The organism is Mycetocola sp. TRD_SC_2 (assembly GCF_055361225.1).
The window spans coordinates 2,792,776-2,810,076 of the sequence record NZ_CM143954.1; the positions used below are offsets into that span (position 1 = coordinate 2,792,776).

Genomic DNA, 17,301 nt, shown 5'->3' on the forward strand with positions numbered 1-17,301 from the left:
GCAGTGGCCCGAAAACCTCGAGTTTTCGGGCCACTACTGTCATTTCGGTCAGGCGCCGGGTGCGAGGGGCTCGGGGCGGTCGAACCGCATGAATCGCTCGACATCCGGGTCGACGAGGATGTCGCTGGGTCGCAGCGGCCGGGTCAGATACAGCCCCTCGAGAGAGGTCAGCCGGCTGAGCGCGACGTAGGTCTGGCCGGGGCTGAACGCGCGGGAACCGAGGTCGACGATCGCGCTGTCATAGGTTTTTCCCTGCGACTTGTGGATGGTGACCGCCCAGGCGAGCCGGAGCGGGAACTGGGTGAACTCCGCGACGATGTCCTTTTTGAGCTGCTTCGTTGCCGCGATGTAGCTGTAGCGGTACTTCTCCCACACCACGGGCTCGACTTCGACGATGTCGCCGTCGAGGTCCACGTACACGTTGGTGTCGATCTTGGTGACGCGGCCGATCGTGCCGTTGACCCAGCGCTGGCCCTCGCCACCGCCGCCGGTGTCGTTGCGCAGGAACATCACCTGGGCACCGACCTTGAGTTCGAGGGTCTCATCTGCCGGATACGCCGACTTGCCGAAATCACCGCTGACCTCGGCGGCGGCCTTGAGCGCGCGGCCCGGCAGCTTCGCCAGGGCTGCCGCGTTGATGCGGTTGACGATGTCGTTGCGGGTGGCGAGGGTGATCGTGCCGTCATCCGGCGGAGTCCGTGCCCCCATGGTGTTGAGTGCTCCGGCGATCTGCGCGGTGACCTGCCCGTGCCGCACCGCGTTGAGCATGTACTTGAAGTCGGCATCCGACTGCCGGTGAATCTCGGTGAGCTCGATGATGTTGAGCGTCGTCTCCTGCCACACCCGGGCGTCGAAGAACCAGAACGAGCGGTAGGTATCCGCGATGTAGTTGCGCTCTTCGCCCTGTCCCGGCACCGGCGCCAGCTGATACGGGTCTCCGAACAGCACCACCTGAACGCCGCCGAACGGTTCGTGCCTGCGCTGCCGCGCCTGACGGAGGCTGCGGTCGATGGCATCCATGAGGTCGGCGTTGACCATCGACACCTCGTCGATGACGAGAGTGTCGATGGTGTTGAGGAGCTTACGGACCTGGTCGTTCTGGTCGATGTCGTGATCGGCGATGAGCCCGATCGGGAGCCGGAACAGCGAGTGAATGGTCTGCCCGCCCACGTTGAGAGCGGCAACGCCTGTCGGCGCGCAGATCACAATCTGCTTCTCGGTCTGCCAGGCCAGGTGGTTGAGCAGTGTCGACTTGCCGGTTCCGGCGCGCCCGGTGACGAAAACGTGTTCCCGGGTGCCCTCGATCCGGTCGAAGACGGACTGCTGCTCCGGGGAGAGCTCGATGGCCGGCTGGGGGTTCGTCACGTGTACCTTCGGATGTTCGCTGAACTATCCATCGTATTCGCCGCAGCCACGAGAGGCGTACGGGCTGTGGAGCGCCATCCGCGTTCTCCTGCTGCCCGGATGGGGTAACCGTCCCGTCCGCCGTAGGATAGCTGCGTGAGTCAGCCCCCCGCCCCCGCCCCGATGCACCACCAGCAAAGCGCACCGTCGGCTCAGGAAGAACCGCCGGCGCCGGAGCTGAAGCAATCGATGCCGGAGCGCACGAGGGCCGCCATCACGTGGGCGGTCGTCGGCACGATGCTCATCGCCGCCGCCTTCGCCGCGCTTGGCGCCCTGAATCGTGACGTGTACGGAGCCGGGGCTTTCGTTGGGAACTACCTCAGCAAACTTCAGGAGAAGGATGCCGCGTCCGCGCTGCGCATTCCCGGCGTCGCGCTCGACAAACCGGAACTCAAGGCTGCCGGACTGCCCGAAACCAGCAGCAACGCCTTGTTACGTAAGGCAGTGCTCCCCGAGATCACCGAACTGACGCAGCTTGAAGATGTTGACGAGGGCGACGGCGTGCACGCGGTGACCTGGTCGTATGAGAGCAACGGTACCTACGGCGAGTCGACCTTCCTGGTGAGACGTGAGGGCACCAGGTTCCCCCTGATCCCGACCTGGACGTTCGAGCAGAGCCCGCTCGCCGTCGTGAACCTCGCCATCGATCACGCGACCGTCTTCACAGCGAACGGCTTCGACCTCGACACCCGGTCGATCACCGGCGATACAGCACCTTCGTTCGACAACATCGTCAACGTGCAGGTCTTCACCCCCGGCGAGTATGTGTTCGAGTCGACGAGCGATTTCGTCATCTCGGAGCCCGAGTCAGTACTCATCGACGTGCCCAGCCGGGTCCATGAGGCTGCCGTCACAGCGGAAGCGACAGAAGACCTCGTGACCGCCGTGCAGGAGGCCGTCAACGCCAAACTCGATGCCTGTACCGAGCAGAAGGTGCTGCAGCCGACCGGATGCCCGTTCGGGATCGTCGTCGATGACCGCATCCAGGGCGACCCGACCTGGTCGTTCGAGGACTACCCGGAGATCACGCTCGAGCCCGGCACCGACTCCTGGGTGATCCCGACGGTCGACGGTGACGCGCATCTGCGTGCAGACGTCCAGTCCCTCTTCGACGGGACAATCACCCGTTACGACGAAGATGTGCCGTTCTCCATGGTCGGAAACGCGTACATCATGTCTGATGGCAGTGTCGAGGTCACCATCTCCGAAGACGGCGATTCCGGACGCTAGTCGCGTGCCGCCATCCGGGCGAGCTGTTCGTTGTACTCCTTGAGTTCGGCGTCGTCCGTCCTGTCGGCGTTGCGGTCGTGCCGCTTTTGCTCGCGGGTGTCGGTCCGGCTCCACTGAATGGCGACGGTGATTGCGAGAGCGATCGTCGGCAGTTCACCGAGGCTCCAGGCGATACCTCCACCGATCTGCTGGTCGACCATCGGCGTCGGACCCCACGTACGGCCCATCGCACCGAACCAGTCAGCGAGGAACAGCCCGACGTTCGACATGATGGCGAGGCCGAAGAACGCGTGCGCGGCCATGGTCGCGAGCAGGAGCAGCAGCCGCAACGGGTACGACAGCCGGTACGGAACCGGGTCGACCCCGATGAGCGACTGCACGAACAGATAGCCGGTGAGAACGAAGTGCACGATCATCCACTCGTGCCCGATGTGGTCGGTCATCGCCCAGCGCAGCAGGGGCGAGTAGTAGAAGATCCAGAGCGACCCGGCGAAGAGCAGGGCAGCGACGAGCGGGTTCGCGAGCACGGTGCCGAACTTCGAGTGGACGGCGCAGAGGATCCACTCGCGGGGGCCGCGAGAGCCGTCTTCGCGCTTCTCGATCGCGCGCATGGCGAGTGTCACCGGTGCACCGGGCACGAGCAGCACGGGGACGACCATGGTGAGGCCCATGTGGCCGAGCATGTGCACGCTGAACAGGTAGTCCTGGTACGCCGCGATGCCGCCGTTCGTCAGGTAGAAGAGCACGACGAGGCCGGTCACCCAGAAGATGGTGCGGTGGATCGGCCAGCGGTCGCCCCGGCGCCTCAGCCGCACGACCCCGGCAAGGTAGAAGAAGATGCCGAAGGCCGTGATGAGCAGCCAGATCAGGTCGATGTCCCAGCTCGTGAAGTAACGGGCGAAGGTGAGTTCAGGCGGCAGCGGCTCACCGGTCAGCAGTTCCGCGGCGGTGGGTGCGGCGGCGAGTTCCTCGGGCACCGGTGTCGCTGTGCGCGCAAGCGCTGCGGCGAGGCCCGACGCGATGCCCATGAACCCGAGTTCGGCGACGACGATCCACCAGAAGTAGCCGCTGATCGCCTTCTGCGACGCCTGCATCTTTCTGATCAACCAATTGCGCTGGGCGGCGCCGAAGAGACCGATCGCGATCAGCACGGCGACCTTTCCGAGCACGAGCACGCCGTACGGGGTGAGGAGACGGTCGAGTGATCCGATCCGGAGCTCAGCGCTCGCGTACCCCGACACCGCGACGACGATGAACGCCACGAGCGCGAGGCTGGAGTACCGAGCGATCACGGCAACGAGACGGCCGGACTCGAGGGTGCTCCGGATCAGGACGATGGTGACGAGACCACCGAGCCAGATAGCGGCGAAGACGACGTGCAGACCGAGGGAGGTGACGGCGGCGTCGTGCCCTGCGGTCCCCGCTGCGTGCCCCTGCTGGGCCATGGGAACGAAGGAGATGAGTGCGAGCACTCCGACGAAGACCATGAGGATCTGGCCACGCACAGCGAAGCACAGCACGGTGAGGGTTGCCGCGATCAGGGTCGTTGCCAGCCACGCCTGCCCGAGTTCGACGTCGCTGAAGAACAGGCCGAGTTTCGCCCCGAACTGGTCGTCGAACGTGATTGCGGTTCCCGTGACGTTGAGGAACGTGAAAAAGCCGGTGGCGCCCGCAGCGACCGTGTACACGGCTGCCCCGGATGCCGCGATGTCGAGGGCGCGATGGTACTCGTTCTTCTTAGGAGAGAGGGCGAACAACGCGAGAGCGAGAGCGCCGAGGGTGACGGCCGCGCCAAGGTTGACGAAGAGTTTGGCGATCGGCAGCCCGAATCGAACGACGGCGCCGGGGTCACCGATGGGTCGTTCGTTGGCTCCCCCGCCGTAGGCCAGTCCGATCAGAAGAACCAGGAGGGCGACGGCGACGAGGAGGGCAGGGCCGACGATCCGGGTTACTCGAAGCACCACTCCAGCCTACGGTGCGCCGTGCCCGCCAACCTCCGGGACGGCTGATGGTCGACCGGCGCGTTAACGACAAAGGGGGATGCCACGCAGTGCGTGGCATCCCCCTTCGAAGTCGACTACTTTGCGGCAGCCTTGAGCTTCGATCCAGCCGAAACCTTGACCGAGTGACCGGCAGGAATCTGGATCTCGGCGCCGGTCTGCGGGTTGCGACCGGTGCGTGCTGCGCGTGCGGTGCGCTCGACAGCGAGCCATCCAGGAATGGTGACCTTGACGTCGTTGCTGACGGAGTCAGCGAGAACGGCGAACAGCGAGTCGAGGACGCCGCCTACGGTCGCCTGGCTCTGGTTCGTCTCTGATGCGATCTTTGCAACGAGCTCGGTCTTGTTAAGCGACTTATCAGCCATTGAGTTGTCCTCCTCGGACTTTGCTTTCTACAGCCTGTTTCATTACGTGCCCGAGCCGATGGTGCACTCGGGCCGGTCTGTCTGACCGCCTTGAATGTACCAGAGTTCCGCATGATCTCGCGGAAGTACGGGCCATGTGGCCTCATTTTCTCCGGCGTGTCACAGCATCTGGCGCTGTTTGCACCCATTTCGGGTGAAGAATCACGCCGAGAGCGAAATTCCGCGTCTTTTCGCGGAACACGCTCGTTAACGACCCAACGGGTGCCTGCCCGAAGGCAGACACCCGTTGGGAACGGAGAATCTGGTGTTACCAGCTCGACTTGGTGATGCCGGGCAGTTCGCCGCGGTGAGCCATGTCACGGAAGCGGACACGCGAGATGCCGAACTTCGAGAGGTGGCCGCGGGGGCGTCCGTCAACAGCGTCACGGTTGCGCAGGCGCACCGGTGAGGCGTTGCGGGGAAGCTTCTGCAGGCCGAGGCGAGCAGCTTCACGCGACTCGTCGGTGCCGTTCGGGTCCACGAGGGCCTTCTTCAGCTCGAGGCGCTTTGCCGCGTAACGCTCAACGATAACTTTGCGCTGGTTGTTCTTCGCGATCATGCTTTTCTTAGCCATGGCTTAGCGCTCCTCTCGGAATTCAACGTGCTTGCGCACTACGGGGTCGTACTTCTTGAGTACGAGACGGTCTGGGTTGTTGCGACGGTTCTTCTTGGTCACGTAGGTGTAACCGGTTCCTGCCGTCGAACGAAGCTTGATGATCGGACGTACGTCCTGTGCCTTAGCCATTAGATCTTCTCCCCACGCGCCAGGAGGTCCTTGACGACGGACTCGATTCCGCGAGCATCGATAACCTTGATGCCCTTGGCGCTCAGCGTGAGCGTGACGTTACGGCGAAGTGACGGTACGAAGTACGTCTTCTTCTGCACGTTCGGGTCGAAGCGACGCTTGGTGCGCCGGTGCGAGTGCGAAATGTTGTGTCCGAAGCCGGGAATGGCTCCGGTCACCTGGCAGGTTGCTGCCATGGTTCTCTCCTTCAGTACCGCAGGACTCTCGCCCTGCCCAAGATCTCTTGTCGGCACACGCAAACCACCCGCATTTCACTACAGGGGGATTGTTTGTGCGATCCGAGTGGGAGGTGCCCACTCAGCCAAGGGTCTAGCGTACAGGAATATCCGCTCATCCGCGAACGGGATCAGGCGGATGCCGCGGTGCACGCCGGGCAGAGACCGAAAATGTCGACGACGTGGCGGGCATCGGTGAAACCGTGGTCGGATGCCGTCTTCTTCGCCCAGACCTCGACCTCGGTCGCAGCGATCTCGACCGTGAGCCCGCAGTTACGGCAGATCAGGTGGTGGTGGTGACCCGTCGACGCGCAGGCCCGGTACAGGCTTTCACCCTCAGGAGACTGCAGGGAGTCCGCTTCGCCGACGTTCGCGAGGTCGGCGAGAGTGCGATAGACCGTTGCGAGTCCGATGTGGGATCCGGCATCGCGAAGCCCCTGGTGCAGGCCCTGTGCACTGACGAAACCGTCGCGGGAGTCGAGTGCCTCCCGCACAGCTTCACGCTGCCAGGTGTTCCTCTTCACTGCCATGTTCCACCGCCTCGCTCAGCTCTAGCGTAGCCCGGCTCGGGGCCTGGTCCGGAGCCCGACGATTCGGGCGGTGAGGTACAGGAGGAACGAGATCGTCGTGATGTACGGGCTGATCGGCAGAGAACCACCGATGGCGAGAAGGATGCCGCCGACGGCGGAGACGAAACCGAAGAGCATCGCGATCACCGGAACGACGATCGGTGAGGCGGAGAGACGAAGGGCGGCGGCCGCCGGCGTGACGACGAGGGCGAGAACGAGGAGGGCGCCGATGATCTGAACCGACACAGCGATGATGAGTCCGAGCAGCACCATGAAGGCGAGTGACACGAATCTCGTTGGCACGCCGCGCGCGGCAGCGACATCCGCGTCGAGGCTGTCGAAGCTCAGCGGGCGCCAGATCAGCAGGAGCCCCACGAGAACGACGAGGCTGATGATGCTCAGCCAGGTCAGCTGGGGGTCGTCGACCGAGATGATCTGACCGGTGAGCAGGCCGAATTTGTTGGCGCTGCGACCGGGATACAGCGCGAGAAAGAGAATGCCGAGTCCCAGCCCGAATGGCATGAGCACCCCGATGATCGAGTTACGGTCCCGCGCTTTCGATCCGAGGAGGCCGATCGCTATGGCCGCGGCCAGCGCCCCCACCAGGGAACCGGCGACAACATTGAAGCCGAACAGAAGCGCAGCAGCCGCCCCGGCGAACGACAGTTCACTGATGCCGTGCACGGCGAACGCCATGTCCCGTTGCATGACGAAGACACCGATGAGGCCTCCGACGATCCCGAGAATTGCTCCGGCGAGGATCGAGTTCTGCACGAGCCCGAGGAGTTCGCCGTAGTTCTCGAAGTTGAACAGGCGCGACCAGATTCCGTCGTCGACGGCGTTCGCGAGTTTCCAGGAAGACATCAGTTCTCCCCGTGACCGTGGTGATGGTGGTGGGTTTCGCTGTCGGGAATCCCTACGACGACCACGCGGCCGCCGGTGCGGAGAACATCGATCGGGGTGCCGTAGAGCTGGGTGAGCACGTCGCTTTGGAGCACCTCATCCGGCGTTCCTTCGCGGAACTGGCCACCGGCGAGGTAGAGGATGCGGTCGACCATGCCGAGCACCGGGTTCACGTCGTGGGTCACGAACACCACAGGCGTGCCGTGTTCGCGCCGACGACGGTCGATCAGTTCGGAAACGCCCCGCTGATGCTGAAGATCGAGGCTGAGCAGCGGTTCGTCACAGAGCAGCATCCGTGGGTCCCCAGCGAGGGCCTGACCCACCCGCAGCCGTTGTTGTTCACCCCCGGAGAGGTTGCCGACCGGCTCGTCAGCGTAGTCGGATGCTCCGACGGACTCGAGCAGAGCGTCGACCTGTCGCTTCTCCGAGCCGCGGCTGACCGGGAGGCCGAACCGGTGCCCGTTCACACCGAGCGCGACGAGATCGCGCCCGCGCATGGGTGTCCCGCCCGGAATGAGCCTCTGCTGCGGGATGTAGCCGATCCGCCGGTCACCGCGGCGTACGGCGTGTCCGTCGAACCGGATCGTCCCCGCATCAAGGGCCTGCTGGCCAAGGATCGTCTTGAGAAGACTTGTCTTGCCGGAGCCGTTCGGGCCGAGAACGGCGAGGAACTCGCCGGCACAGACGTCGAGGGTGAGGTTGTCCCAAAGCACACGATCACCGAATCCGAGCGCCGCGTCCCTCAGGCTGAGGATCGGATTGCTCGGATGCCTGTGGTCGGTGGGGACTCCCGTCACGAGCGAAGGGCGGCCGCGATCGCGGCGATGTTCTCGGTCATCCAGCTCACATAGTCCTCACCGTCGGGAAGCGTCTCCGCGAAGGAAACGACGGGAACGCCGTCCTTCTCGGCAGCATCCCTGACCTGTTCGGTCTGCGGGCTGCTCGTCTGCTCATTGTAGGCGAGCAGGGCCACGTCTCCGGTTTCGAAGATGGCCAGAGCGTCCCTGAGGCTCGCCGGTGACACGTCGCTTCCCTCTTCGATGGCTTCGGTGAATGCGTCAGGCATCACGTTGACCAGACCGGATGCCTCGAGCAGGTAGAGCGGGACGGGTTCCGTCACCGCGACGCTGGTTCCGTCGAACTCCGACTTGAGTTCGTCCGTTGAGGCGGCGAGGGCGGCGAGCTCATCGGAAAAGGCGCTGTAGTTCTTCTCGAAGACTTCGGCGTTCTCCTCGTCGAGGTGCGAGAACACGTGCGCGAGCGAGCTGCCAAGCGCGTCGGCCGCAGCAAGGTCGTACCAGACGTGCTCGTTCAGCCCCTCGATGTGCCCGTGGTCGTCGCCGTCAGCGTGACCATGGTCGTCTTCGGCGTGCTCATCAGCGTGCTCTTCGGCGTGCTCATCTTCGGCGTGCTCGTCTTCAGCGTGCTCATCTTCGGCGTGCTCATCTTCGGCGCGCTCGTCCTCAGCGGCCCGCCCGGACAGGTCGACGACGTTCACCATTTCGAGGTCGTCCGAGCCGGCTGCCTCAACGAGGGAGTCGAGGAACGGGTCGTATCCGCCGCCGTTCTCGATGACCACGTCGGCCTTCGAGATGGTGAGCTGATCCTGGGCGCTCGCCTCGTAACTGTGCGGGTCCTGGGCGGAGGAGTTGATGATGCTCGTCACATCGACGTGCTCCCCGCCGATCGCCGAGGCAATGCTCCCGTACACGTTGGTCGAAGACACCACCCGGATGCCGGTCGGCTCGGCGGGTGCATCCGCCGCTGCGGTGGAGCATCCACTCAGAACGAGGGCTGCGGCGGGCAGGAGTACGAGGGCGCGGAGTCGTTTGTTCACAGGTTTACGTTACCCGTAATGATAACGGTTATCAATCCGAGCGTCCGGAACGCGCGAGTTGCCCACTCCCGCGGGTGCACGAGCCGGATAACCCGCGAAACCGGGCAACTCGCGAACGACGAAACCCGGCCCTCGCGAAGAGAGCCGGGTTTCGGGTGAAGCAGGAAGCCTAGGAGGTGAGTCCGTCGACGTAATCCTGGTTGTCTTCGATCCACTGCTCGACGACGGGGGCGTAATCGTCACCCTCGTAGTCGATGAACATCGCCTGAACGAGCGACATCAGGGTTTCGCTGTCCATCTCGAAGTTCTCGAGGTAGCCGGCAGCCTTCGGGGAGGACTCGGCAAAGTCGGTGCTTCCGTAGCTGTAGAGGCTCTCGGTCGCGCCGAAGTGACCCTCGGGGTCCTCAAGGTTCTTGAGCGGGAACTGGGCGTACGCGCGGTGCGGCTCCCACAGGGTGACGACGACGTTCTCGCCCTTGTCGGTCGCGCTCTTGAGCTCGGTGAGCATCGCTGCGGTCGACGACGTGACGAAGTCCATGCCATCGAGGCCGTAGCCGGGAATGACGTCGTTCTCCATCGCGGCGGTGAGGCCGGCGCCGGGTTCGATACCGACGATCTGGTTTCCGAAGAGGTCGGCGTTCTCAGCCAGCTCTTCGATCGAGTCGATCGGAGCGTCTTCATTCACGGCGAGCGTGAGCTTGGATGCGTCGTTCCAGGCGCCGAGCTCGACGATGTCTTCGCCGTAGGTCTCGAGGTAAGCCGCGTGGGTTTTGGGCATCCAGACGTCGGTGGTGAAGTCGTAGTCACCGGACTTGAGGCCCTCGAAGACGGGTGCTGGGTCGGCATATTCGAGCTCGACCGAGTAGCCCTCGTCCTCGAGAATGGTCTTCCAGAGCCAGCTGGTGGCGACTCCTTCGTCCCAGCCGTTGAAGACGGCGAGGGTGAGGTCGGTCTTCTCTCCGCCGTCGGCGGAGCCTGAGCTTGCCTCCGGGCTGGCGCAGCCGGCGAGGCCGATCAGGCCTGCGGTTGCGAGTGCTGCGATTGCGATCTTGTTGTGCTTCTTCATGTGTTCCTCTCGTTGCTGTCGATTGGACTCAACGGTTGGCGGGTTCAGGGACCCGACGACCGAAGTTTTGTGGGAAAATCAGGCGCTTGCGGCGACGAGCTGCTCGTCTTTGTGCGAAACGGTGGTCTCGTCAGCGGCCGGCGCTTTGGCACCCGTCTTTTTCGTCCGCTTCCTGCGGACTCCGAGGGATGCTGTGAGGCGGTCGAGCACGATCGCCAGGATCACGACGGAGAGTCCGGCTTCGAAGCCGAGTCCGATGTCGAGACGGTTGAGGCTCGCGACGACCTCGCCGCCGAGTCCGCCCGCGCCGACCATTCCGGCGATGACGACCATCGAGAGCGACAGCATGATGACCTGGTTGACACCGGCCATGATGCTCGGAAGCGCGAGCGGAAGCTGGATCTGACGGAGGATGCGGAACGGTGATGAACCGAAGGCGTGGCCGGCTTCGACAACTTCCTTATCGACACCACGGATGCCGAGTTCGGTCAGCCGAACGCCGGGCGCCATGGCGAAGACGATCGTCGCCACGATTCCCGGAACGACGCCGACGCGGAACAGGATCAGCGCGGGGATGAGGTAGACGAGGGCAGGCATTGTCTGCAGGAAGTCGAGGATCGGCTTGAGGATTCTCGAGGCTGTGTCGGAGCCCGCCGCCAGAATGCCGAGGGGCACGCTGATGATCACGGCAATGAGGCTGGCGACGAGAACGAGCGACAGGGTGTCCATCGCGTTCTCCCACTGGTTGACCACGATGATCAGGGTGAACCCGAGGACCACGCCGAGGGCGAGTTTCCATCCCTTGGCCAGGAAGGCAAGAGCGGCAACCGCGAGGATGATCACCCAGAACGGCGGTGCCTGGAAGACGAGGTTGATGAGGTCGTATGCGCCGAGGAAGATGCTGCGGAGAACGTCGAAAAAAGGCTGTGCCCAGTCGGTGAGCCAGTCGACGAAGTCTTCGACCCAGGTACCGAGCGGAATGCGGATGTCCATCAGTTGAAGCTTCCTTCTTTCGCGGTCTCGACATCGTCGGCATACGCGGGGCGCGTCATCTCGACTTCATCGGTCATACCGGCGGTTTCGCGGAGGGTCTGGGTGATCACGTCGACGGCCACCGTCGCCGTGGATTCAACGACGTAGTTCTCGCCCGTGGTGGTTGGAACGTTGGCGAGTGCTGCGAGGAGCGTCACGCGGGGTATCGCCCCGAGCAGGCGGCCCTTGTCGTCGACGACGGCAACGGGCAGGTGGCTCTCGGCAGCGGGCTCGAAGAGGTCGACGAGGTACTGCTCAGGTCCGACGGTCGCCGGGTCGTTACGGACGACGGCCATGAGGTCGGCGTTGCCGGCCTTGACCTGCTTGAGCACGTCGACATCGTGCACGACACCGAGGAGCTTGCGGCCGTTGCCGACGACGAACGCCGAGGATGCCTGCGTGTCGCGCATCGTACGGAGGGCGGCGCGAGGGCCGGCAGATCCGGAGACGACGGAGCGCGCCGGTTCCATCACGCCTGCCGCGGTGAGCACGCGTGCCCGGTCGACGTCCTGCACGAACTGGGCGACGTAGTCGTTCGCCGGGTCGGTGAGGATCTCGTCCGGGGTGCCGACCTGAACGATGCGGCCGTCACGCATGACCGCGATGCGGTCACCGAGGAACATGGCTTCGTTGAGGTCGTGGGTGATGAAGATGATGGTCTTGCCGAGCTCATGCTGCAGGTCAACGAGCTGTTCCTGCATCTCTCGGCGGATCAGCGGGTCGAGGGCGGAGAACGCCTCGTCCATGAGCAGGATGTCGGTGTCCGATGCGAGTGCGCGGGCCAGCCCGACACGCTGCTGCATGCCGCCGGACAGTTCGCTCGGCATCTTGTCTTCCCAGCCGGAGAGCCCGACCCGGTTGACGATATTCTGTGCGCGTTCACGGCGCTCGGCGAGCGGAACACCCTGGACTTCCAGTCCGTAGGCCGCGTTATCGAGCACGGTGCGGTGCGGGAGAAGCGCGAAGTGCTGGAACACCATCGAGATCTTCTTACGGCGCACGTCTCGAAGCGCCTTGGCGGGGATGCCGCTGATCGGGGACCCAGACACCGTGACGGTTCCTGCGGTCGGCTCCCACAGTCCGTTGAGCATGCGGATCAGAGTGGACTTGCCCGAGCCACTGAGACCCATGACGACGAAGATCTCGCCCTTTTTGACCTCGAACGAGGCGTCGATCACAGCGGCGGTTCCGAGTGCGGTGAGTTCGTTCCTGGCGGCGCCGGCCTGCAGGCGCTTGACGACCTCGCGCGGCTTCTTGCCGAATACTTTGTAGACGTTTCTTACCTCGAGGGCAGTGTCGGTCACGTTTTCTCCGTGCGCGCGCAGTTCTCGTTGTCGCAGAAAACGACTGTCCCGGTGCAGGGGAAACGATGTGCCACGCGGCATTCTCGTAATTACGACCGGGTCAGGGACGACTGCACGAACCCCGCCATCAAGCTGCGACGACTAAGGCATCGGAGCGAATCGAGGTTGTGCCGGCACGGCCATGGGGCCGCCGCCAACGTCACAAGACCATACGCCCGGATGAGCGACATTGCTGTGTCACATCCGGTCGCGGACTAGTGTTTGGGCCGTCTTGGCCGCTACCGACCCTAACAGAGACGGGTCGCTAAGCCGATTCGGGCACCAGACAGGGAGAGCGAATCGCGCCGCTTCTCAGGGCGCGCTCACGGCATCCGCTCGTAGACTGAGTGCGATTTCCGCGAAACCCAAGGGAGCAGATCATGGGCTTTTTCGACAGGCTTTTCGGCACGCAACAGCCCGAGCCGGAGCGTACGCAATATGTTCCGCAGCCACGCAGCGACGATGAGATCGCTGTGGAGCGCTACCGCTATCTGCTCCGCACGGCGCCACCCGAGGCGATCGAGCAGGCGCACGAAGAAGCATTCCAGCGCCTGACGCCCCAGCAGCGGAGGTTGTTGTTTCAACAGTTGAGCGCAGATGCTCCCGCCGGGGACGCCCCCCGCGGGGATGACCCCCACTCCCTCGCGCAGGCGGCGACACGTTCCGAGTTGCGGCAGCCAGGAACGATGGAACGCACGATGACCGGCCCGAGTTTCGGGAGCATGGTCGGCGGCTCACTGCTCGGAACCGTCGCCGGTTACTTCATCGCCACGTCGCTCATGGGTGCCTTCATGCCCGGCATGTTCGGCGGTGAGATGGGCAGCGAAGCAGGAGCGGATGCCGGGGGCGACTACGGCGGTGACGCCGGGGCTTCCGAGTTCGGCGGCAGCGGCGGAGACTTCGGCGGAAGTGACTTTGGCGGAAGCGGAGGCGACTTCGGAGGCGGAGACTTCGGTGGCGGGTTCGACTTCTAGCCGCCGCTCCCGGTCCCGCTGCTCCTAGTCGAGGAGCAGCGCAGGCTCCTCGATGATCGACGCAACGTCGGCGAGGAACCGGGATGCCACGTCACCGTCGACGACACGGTGGTCGAACGACGCACCGAGCGTCGTGACGAAGCGCGGGCGCACCTCGCCGTCGACGACCCACGGCTTCTGCTTGATGGTGCCGAGGGCGACGATCGCGACTTCACCCGGATTGAGGATCGGTGTTCCGGTGTCCATGCCGAACACGCCGATGTTCGTGACGGTGATCGTGCCGCCCTGCTGGTCGGCGGGTGGAGTCTTGCCGTCGCGCGCGGTGAGAGTCAGCTGCTCGAGCGACTGCGCCAGCTGGAGCAGGCTCATAGATTGTGCTTCCTTCACGTTCGGAACGATCAGGCCGCGCGGAGTTGCCGCGGCTACCCCGAAGTTGACGTAGTGCCGCACGATGATCTCTTCGTCGGTCCAGGTGGCGTTCACCGTGGGGTTTCGGCGTACCGCCCAGATCATGGCCTTCGCCATGATGAGGAGCGGCGATACCTTCACGCCGGCGAAGTCGGTCGAGTTCTTGAGCCGCTTGATGAATTCCATCGTGCGGGTGGCGTCGACGTCGACGAAGAGCGACACGTGCGGAGCCTTGAAGGCCGACTCCACCATCGCGTTGGCGATCTGTTTGCGCACGCCCTTGACCGGGATCCGGTCCTCGCGGGTCTCGGCCCACTCTGGCGTTTCGATGTTGCGGAACACGCTGGCCTGGCCGGCTTCGCGCACCACGTCGTCGCGGGTGACCTCTCCCCCGATGCCCGTGCCGGCGACGAGGCGCAGGTCGACGCCGAGGTCCTTCGCGAGCTTGCGAATCGGCGGTTTGGCGATGACGGGACCGGAAGGAACCGGGGCGGATGCCGGCTGCGCGGCGGGCGGAGCGGCATCCGTTCGTGCGCGGCGGCGGCGTGAGGTGACGGCTCCGGCGTTGCCGTAGCCGACGAGCACTGCCCCCGACTTCTCTTCGTCGATCGAGCTGCGGGTGTCGGCGACGGTCTCAGCCGTTTCGGTGTCGACCGCGCTCGGACCGACGGCAGCGGTGGCCGGAGCGCCGGGCTCGGTCTCATCGGCGGCGGCGCTGATGGTGATGATGGGGGTACCGACGTCGACCGTCGTTCCCTCCTCGACGAGAATCGCGGAGACCGTGCCCTCGTAGGGCGACGGCAGTTCGACGAGGGACTTCGCCGTCTCGATTTCGAGAAGCACCTGGTTGAGCTCAACCGTGTCACCGGGGGCGACGCGCCACGACACGACCTCGGCTTCGGTGAGTCCTTCACCCGCGTCCGGCATCAAAAACTGGAACTCGCTCATGGTTTCTCTCTTTCAGCGTTGGGAACGCTAGTAGGCAAGTGCCCGGTCGACCGCTTCGAGAACACGGTCGGCGTCGGGCAGGAAGAGCTTCTCGAGTTTGGCTGGGGGGAAGGGCACGTCGAACCCGGAGACCCGGAGGACCGGCGCTTCGAGTGAATAGAACGCCCGCTCGGCAACGGTCGCCGCGATCTCGGAACCGACCGAGACGTTCCCCGATGCTTCCTGCGCGACGACGAGACGGCCCGTTTTGCGAACGCTCTCGAGCAGGGGCCCGTAGTCGATCGGCGAGATCGACCGGAGGTCGACGACCTCGAGGCTGATGCCGTCGGCGGCCGCGAGTTCAGCGGCCTGGAGCAGGACACTCACCATCGCGCCGTGGGCGACGAGCGTGGCATCAGTTCCCAACCGCACGATGCGGCTCGCGTGAAGGGGCGCTGCTGACCCGGAGAGGTCGACTTCACCCTTGGGCCAGTACCGGCTCTTCGGTTCGAAGAACATCACCGGGTCATTGGAGGCGATCGCTTCCTGGATCATCCAGTAGGCGTCGTTCGGGGTCGACGGGCTGACCGAGCGCAATCCCGCCGTGTGGGCGAAGTACGCTTCGGGGCTTTCCTGGTGGTGCTCGACGGCACCGATGTGTCCGCCGTACGGCACCCGGATCACGACGGGCATCTGCAGCGAACCCTCGTTGCGGTTCGTGAGCTTCGCCAGTTGCGACGTGATTTGGTTGAAGCCGGGGTAGATGAAACCGTCGAACTGGATCTCGCACACGGGGCGGTAGCCGCGCATCGCGAGGCCGACCGCTGTGCCGATGATGCCCGACTCGGCGAGCGGGGTGTCGAGCACCCGGTTCTCTCCGAACTCGGCCTGGAGCCCCTCGGTGATGCGGAACACACCACCGAGTTTTCCGATGTCCTCACCCATGAGCAGGACTTTGGGATCGTTCGCCATCGCCTGCCGCAGGCCGGCGTTGAGAGCCTTCGCCATCGGCATGGTCTGGAGCGTTTTGTCGATGCTGTCGCTCACGCGGCACCTCCGTCCAGTGATGCTTCGTACTGCTCGAGCCACTGTTTCTGCTCGGCCATGAGCGGGTGGTCGTCAGAATAGACGCCGTCGAACATCAGGCCGATCTCGGGGTCCGCGATCGCGTGGGTGCGCTTACGGACATCCGACGCGTAATCGCGGGCCTCGGCTGCGACGGAGTCGAAGAGAGAGTCTGCGGCACCCTGACCGCGCAGGAACGCTTCGAACCGGACGATCGGATCGCGCGCGACCCACGAGTCGGTCAGCTCCTGGGTGCGGTACTTCGTGGGGTCGTCGCTCGTCGTGTGGGCGCCGATCCGATAGGTGAGTGCTTCGATCAGTTGCGGGCCTCCCCCGGACCTGGCGTCGTCGAGGTGCTTGGCGGTGACCGCGTAGCTGGCGAGAACGTCGTTGCCGTCGATCTGCACGCTCGGGATGCCGAAGCCGCTTCCGCGCTGGAACAGCGGGGTCCGCGACTGGGTGGTGACCGGCACGCTGATCGCCCAGTGGTTGTTCTGCAGGAAGAAGACTTCGGGTGTCTGGTAGCTGGCGGCGAAGACCATGGCCTCGTTGACGTCACCCTGGCTGGTGGCACCGTCACCGAAGTAGACCATGACGGCCTGGTCGGTGTCGGGGTTGCCCGTCGCTGTAGCACCGTCAAACTTCACTCCCATGGCGAAGCCGGTGGCGTGAAGCGTCTGAGCTCCGATCACGAGCGTGTACGGGCGGAAGTTGCCGTTCGACGGGTCGGAGACGTCCCAACCCGAGTGGGTGGTTCCGCGCATGACCTCGATGATGCCGAGAAGGTCGACGCCGCGGACGAGGCCGACTGCGTGCTCGCGGTACGACGGGAAGATGTGGTCCTGGCTGCGGGCGGCGCGACCGGATCCGACCTGGGCGCCCTCCTGCCCGTGGCACGGAGGCCACAGGGCGAGCTGGCCCTGGCGCTGAAGGTTGGCGGCTTCGGTGTCGAAGGCCCGCGCGAGCACCATGTCACGGTAGAACTGCTCGTGATCAGCGTCGGTCAGGCGGTCGAGATACTCGAGGTACGGTTCTGCGGTTGCCGTCGGTGCGACAGTTCCGTCTGTCGACAGAATCTGCACGGCAGTCGCCGGTGAGGTGTTCTCGCTTTCTGCCATT

Annotated in this window: 18 protein-coding genes; 2 read left to right on the forward strand and 16 right to left on the reverse strand. The window is 64.6% G+C overall.

Annotated features, from left to right (window positions below; translation table 11 throughout):
* Window positions 1-48: 48 nt before the first annotated feature.
* A complete protein-coding gene (locus ACWA1Q_RS13380) occupies window positions 49-1,365 on the reverse strand; it encodes an ATP-dependent DNA helicase (RefSeq protein ID WP_463758033.1) in 1,317 nt (438 codons plus the stop codon).
* 135 nt (window positions 1,366-1,500) lie between these two features.
* Here ACWA1Q_RS13380 and ACWA1Q_RS13385 point away from each other — a divergent pair, with 135 nt between their 5' ends.
* A complete protein-coding gene (locus tag ACWA1Q_RS13385; protein WP_463758035.1) occupies window positions 1,501-2,634 on the forward strand; it encodes a hypothetical protein in 1,134 nt (377 codons plus the stop codon).
* Here the strand turns inward: ACWA1Q_RS13385 and ACWA1Q_RS13390 are convergent.
* The 12 genes from ACWA1Q_RS13390 to ACWA1Q_RS13445 all read right to left on the reverse strand — a co-directional run bounded on the left by ACWA1Q_RS13390 (window position 2,631) and on the right by ACWA1Q_RS13445 (window position 12,769).
* Entirely contained in the window at window positions 2,631-4,595 is a 1,965-nt protein-coding gene (locus ACWA1Q_RS13390) for a bifunctional copper resistance protein CopD/cytochrome c oxidase assembly protein (protein WP_463758036.1), read from the reverse strand. The two genes, ACWA1Q_RS13385 and ACWA1Q_RS13390, sit on opposite strands and share 4 nt — an antisense overlap.
* A gap of 116 nt (window positions 4,596-4,711) precedes the next feature.
* Window positions 4,712-4,999 (reverse strand): HU family DNA-binding protein, encoded by a 288-nt coding sequence (locus ACWA1Q_RS13395; protein WP_121671915.1) that lies wholly within the window; start codon window positions 4,997-4,999, stop codon window positions 4,712-4,714.
* A gap of 307 nt (window positions 5,000-5,306) precedes the next feature.
* A complete protein-coding gene (gene rpsN / locus ACWA1Q_RS13400) occupies window positions 5,307-5,612 on the reverse strand; it encodes a 30S ribosomal protein S14 (RefSeq protein ID WP_463758038.1) in 306 nt (101 codons plus the stop codon).
* A gap of 3 nt (window positions 5,613-5,615) precedes the next feature.
* Window positions 5,616-5,783, reverse strand: a complete 168-nt coding sequence (gene rpmG / locus ACWA1Q_RS13405) for a 50S ribosomal protein L33 (RefSeq protein ID WP_091182394.1) — start codon at window positions 5,781-5,783, stop codon at window positions 5,616-5,618.
* Window positions 5,783-6,019 carry a 50S ribosomal protein L28 gene (rpmB, locus tag ACWA1Q_RS13410; protein ID WP_108392276.1) on the reverse strand — a complete coding sequence of 79 codons (237 nt, stop codon included), beginning with the start codon at window positions 6,017-6,019 and terminating at the stop codon, window positions 5,783-5,785. The genes rpmG and rpmB overlap by 1 nt, the downstream gene beginning before the upstream one ends.
* 170 nt (window positions 6,020-6,189) lie before the next feature.
* Window positions 6,190-6,588: a Fur family transcriptional regulator gene (locus ACWA1Q_RS13415; protein ID WP_463758039.1), complete on the reverse strand. Its 399-nt coding sequence runs from the start codon at window positions 6,586-6,588 to the stop codon at window positions 6,190-6,192.
* A gap of 21 nt (window positions 6,589-6,609) precedes the next feature.
* A complete protein-coding gene (locus ACWA1Q_RS13420) occupies window positions 6,610-7,491 on the reverse strand; it encodes a metal ABC transporter permease (RefSeq protein ID WP_463758041.1) in 882 nt (293 codons plus the stop codon).
* The gene (locus ACWA1Q_RS13425) at window positions 7,491-8,327 is read right to left on the reverse strand and encodes a metal ABC transporter ATP-binding protein (protein WP_463758043.1); all 837 of its coding nucleotides are present in this window, start codon (window positions 8,325-8,327) and stop codon (window positions 7,491-7,493) included. The genes ACWA1Q_RS13420 and ACWA1Q_RS13425 overlap by 1 nt, the downstream gene beginning before the upstream one ends.
* Window positions 8,324-9,367, reverse strand: a complete 1,044-nt coding sequence (locus ACWA1Q_RS13430; RefSeq protein ID WP_463758045.1) for a metal ABC transporter solute-binding protein, Zn/Mn family — start codon at window positions 9,365-9,367, stop codon at window positions 8,324-8,326. Before ACWA1Q_RS13430 ends, ACWA1Q_RS13425 begins: the two co-directional genes overlap by 4 nt.
* Window positions 9,368-9,536: 169 nt before the next feature.
* A complete protein-coding gene (locus ACWA1Q_RS13435) occupies window positions 9,537-10,433 on the reverse strand; it encodes a glycine betaine ABC transporter substrate-binding protein (protein WP_463758047.1) in 897 nt (298 codons plus the stop codon).
* A gap of 78 nt (window positions 10,434-10,511) precedes the next feature.
* On the reverse strand, window positions 10,512-11,426 hold the full coding sequence (locus ACWA1Q_RS13440; protein ID WP_463758048.1) for an ABC transporter permease: 915 nt from the start codon (window positions 11,424-11,426) through the stop codon (window positions 10,512-10,514).
* On the reverse strand, window positions 11,426-12,769 hold the full coding sequence (locus ACWA1Q_RS13445; RefSeq protein WP_463758050.1) for a quaternary amine ABC transporter ATP-binding protein: 1,344 nt from the start codon (window positions 12,767-12,769) through the stop codon (window positions 11,426-11,428). Before ACWA1Q_RS13445 ends, ACWA1Q_RS13440 begins: the two co-directional genes overlap by 1 nt.
* Window positions 12,770-13,188: 419 nt before the next feature.
* On the opposite strand from ACWA1Q_RS13445, the gene ACWA1Q_RS13450 reads away from it, so the two are divergent.
* Window positions 13,189-13,782, forward strand: a complete 594-nt coding sequence (locus tag ACWA1Q_RS13450; protein WP_463758051.1) for a hypothetical protein — start codon at window positions 13,189-13,191, stop codon at window positions 13,780-13,782.
* Between the two features lie 24 nt (window positions 13,783-13,806).
* Here ACWA1Q_RS13450 and ACWA1Q_RS13455 read toward each other — a convergent pair whose 3' ends face one another.
* Genes ACWA1Q_RS13455 through ACWA1Q_RS13465 form a run of 3 tightly spaced genes read right to left on the reverse strand, consistent with a single transcriptional unit; the run spans window position 13,807 to window position 17,300 of the window.
* On the reverse strand, window positions 13,807-15,138 hold the full coding sequence (locus ACWA1Q_RS13455; protein WP_463758052.1) for a dihydrolipoamide acetyltransferase family protein: 1,332 nt from the start codon (window positions 15,136-15,138) through the stop codon (window positions 13,807-13,809).
* Window positions 15,139-15,165: 27 nt separating this feature from the next.
* On the reverse strand, window positions 15,166-16,131 hold the full coding sequence (locus ACWA1Q_RS13460; protein ID WP_463760872.1) for an alpha-ketoacid dehydrogenase subunit beta: 966 nt from the start codon (window positions 16,129-16,131) through the stop codon (window positions 15,166-15,168).
* 29 nt (window positions 16,132-16,160) lie between these two features.
* Complete coding sequence (locus ACWA1Q_RS13465; RefSeq protein ID WP_463758054.1) at window positions 16,161-17,300, reverse strand: thiamine pyrophosphate-dependent dehydrogenase E1 component subunit alpha; 1,140 nt, start codon at window positions 17,298-17,300, stop codon at window positions 16,161-16,163.
* Between the last annotated feature and the right edge of the window lies 1 nt (window position 17,301).

Excerpts from the sequence above, each read along its gene's own strand:
- ACWA1Q_RS13435 (WP_463758047.1), bottom strand. The coding sequence starts at position 10,433 with ATGAAGAAGCACAACAAGATCGCAATCGCAGCACTCGCAACCGCAGGC.
- rpsN (WP_463758038.1), bottom strand. The coding sequence starts at position 5,612 with ATGGCTAAGAAAAGCATGATCGCGAAGAACAACCAGCGCAAAGTTATC.
- ACWA1Q_RS13420 (WP_463758041.1), bottom strand. The coding sequence starts at position 7,491 with ATGTCTTCCTGGAAACTCGCGAACGCCGTCGACGACGGAATCTGGTCG.
- ACWA1Q_RS13395 (WP_121671915.1), bottom strand. The coding sequence starts at position 4,999 with ATGGCTGATAAGTCGCTTAACAAGACCGAGCTCGTTGCAAAGATCGCA.
- rpmB (WP_108392276.1), bottom strand. The coding sequence starts at position 6,019 with ATGGCAGCAACCTGCCAGGTGACCGGAGCCATTCCCGGCTTCGGACAC.
- ACWA1Q_RS13455 (WP_463758052.1), bottom strand. The coding sequence starts at position 15,138 with ATGAGCGAGTTCCAGTTTTTGATGCCGGACGCGGGTGAAGGACTCACC.
- ACWA1Q_RS13450 (WP_463758051.1), top strand. The coding sequence starts at position 13,189 with ATGGGCTTTTTCGACAGGCTTTTCGGCACGCAACAGCCCGAGCCGGAG.
- ACWA1Q_RS13440 (WP_463758048.1), bottom strand. The coding sequence starts at position 11,426 with ATGGACATCCGCATTCCGCTCGGTACCTGGGTCGAAGACTTCGTCGAC.
- rpmG (WP_091182394.1), bottom strand. The coding sequence starts at position 5,783 with ATGGCTAAGGCACAGGACGTACGTCCGATCATCAAGCTTCGTTCGACG.
- ACWA1Q_RS13465 (WP_463758054.1), bottom strand. The coding sequence starts at position 17,300 with ATGGCAGAAAGCGAGAACACCTCACCGGCGACTGCCGTGCAGATTCTG.
- ACWA1Q_RS13415 (WP_463758039.1), bottom strand. The coding sequence starts at position 6,588 with ATGGCAGTGAAGAGGAACACCTGGCAGCGTGAAGCTGTGCGGGAGGCA.
- ACWA1Q_RS13460 (WP_463760872.1), bottom strand. The coding sequence starts at position 16,131 with ATGCCGATGGCGAAGGCTCTCAACGCCGGCCTGCGGCAGGCGATGGCG.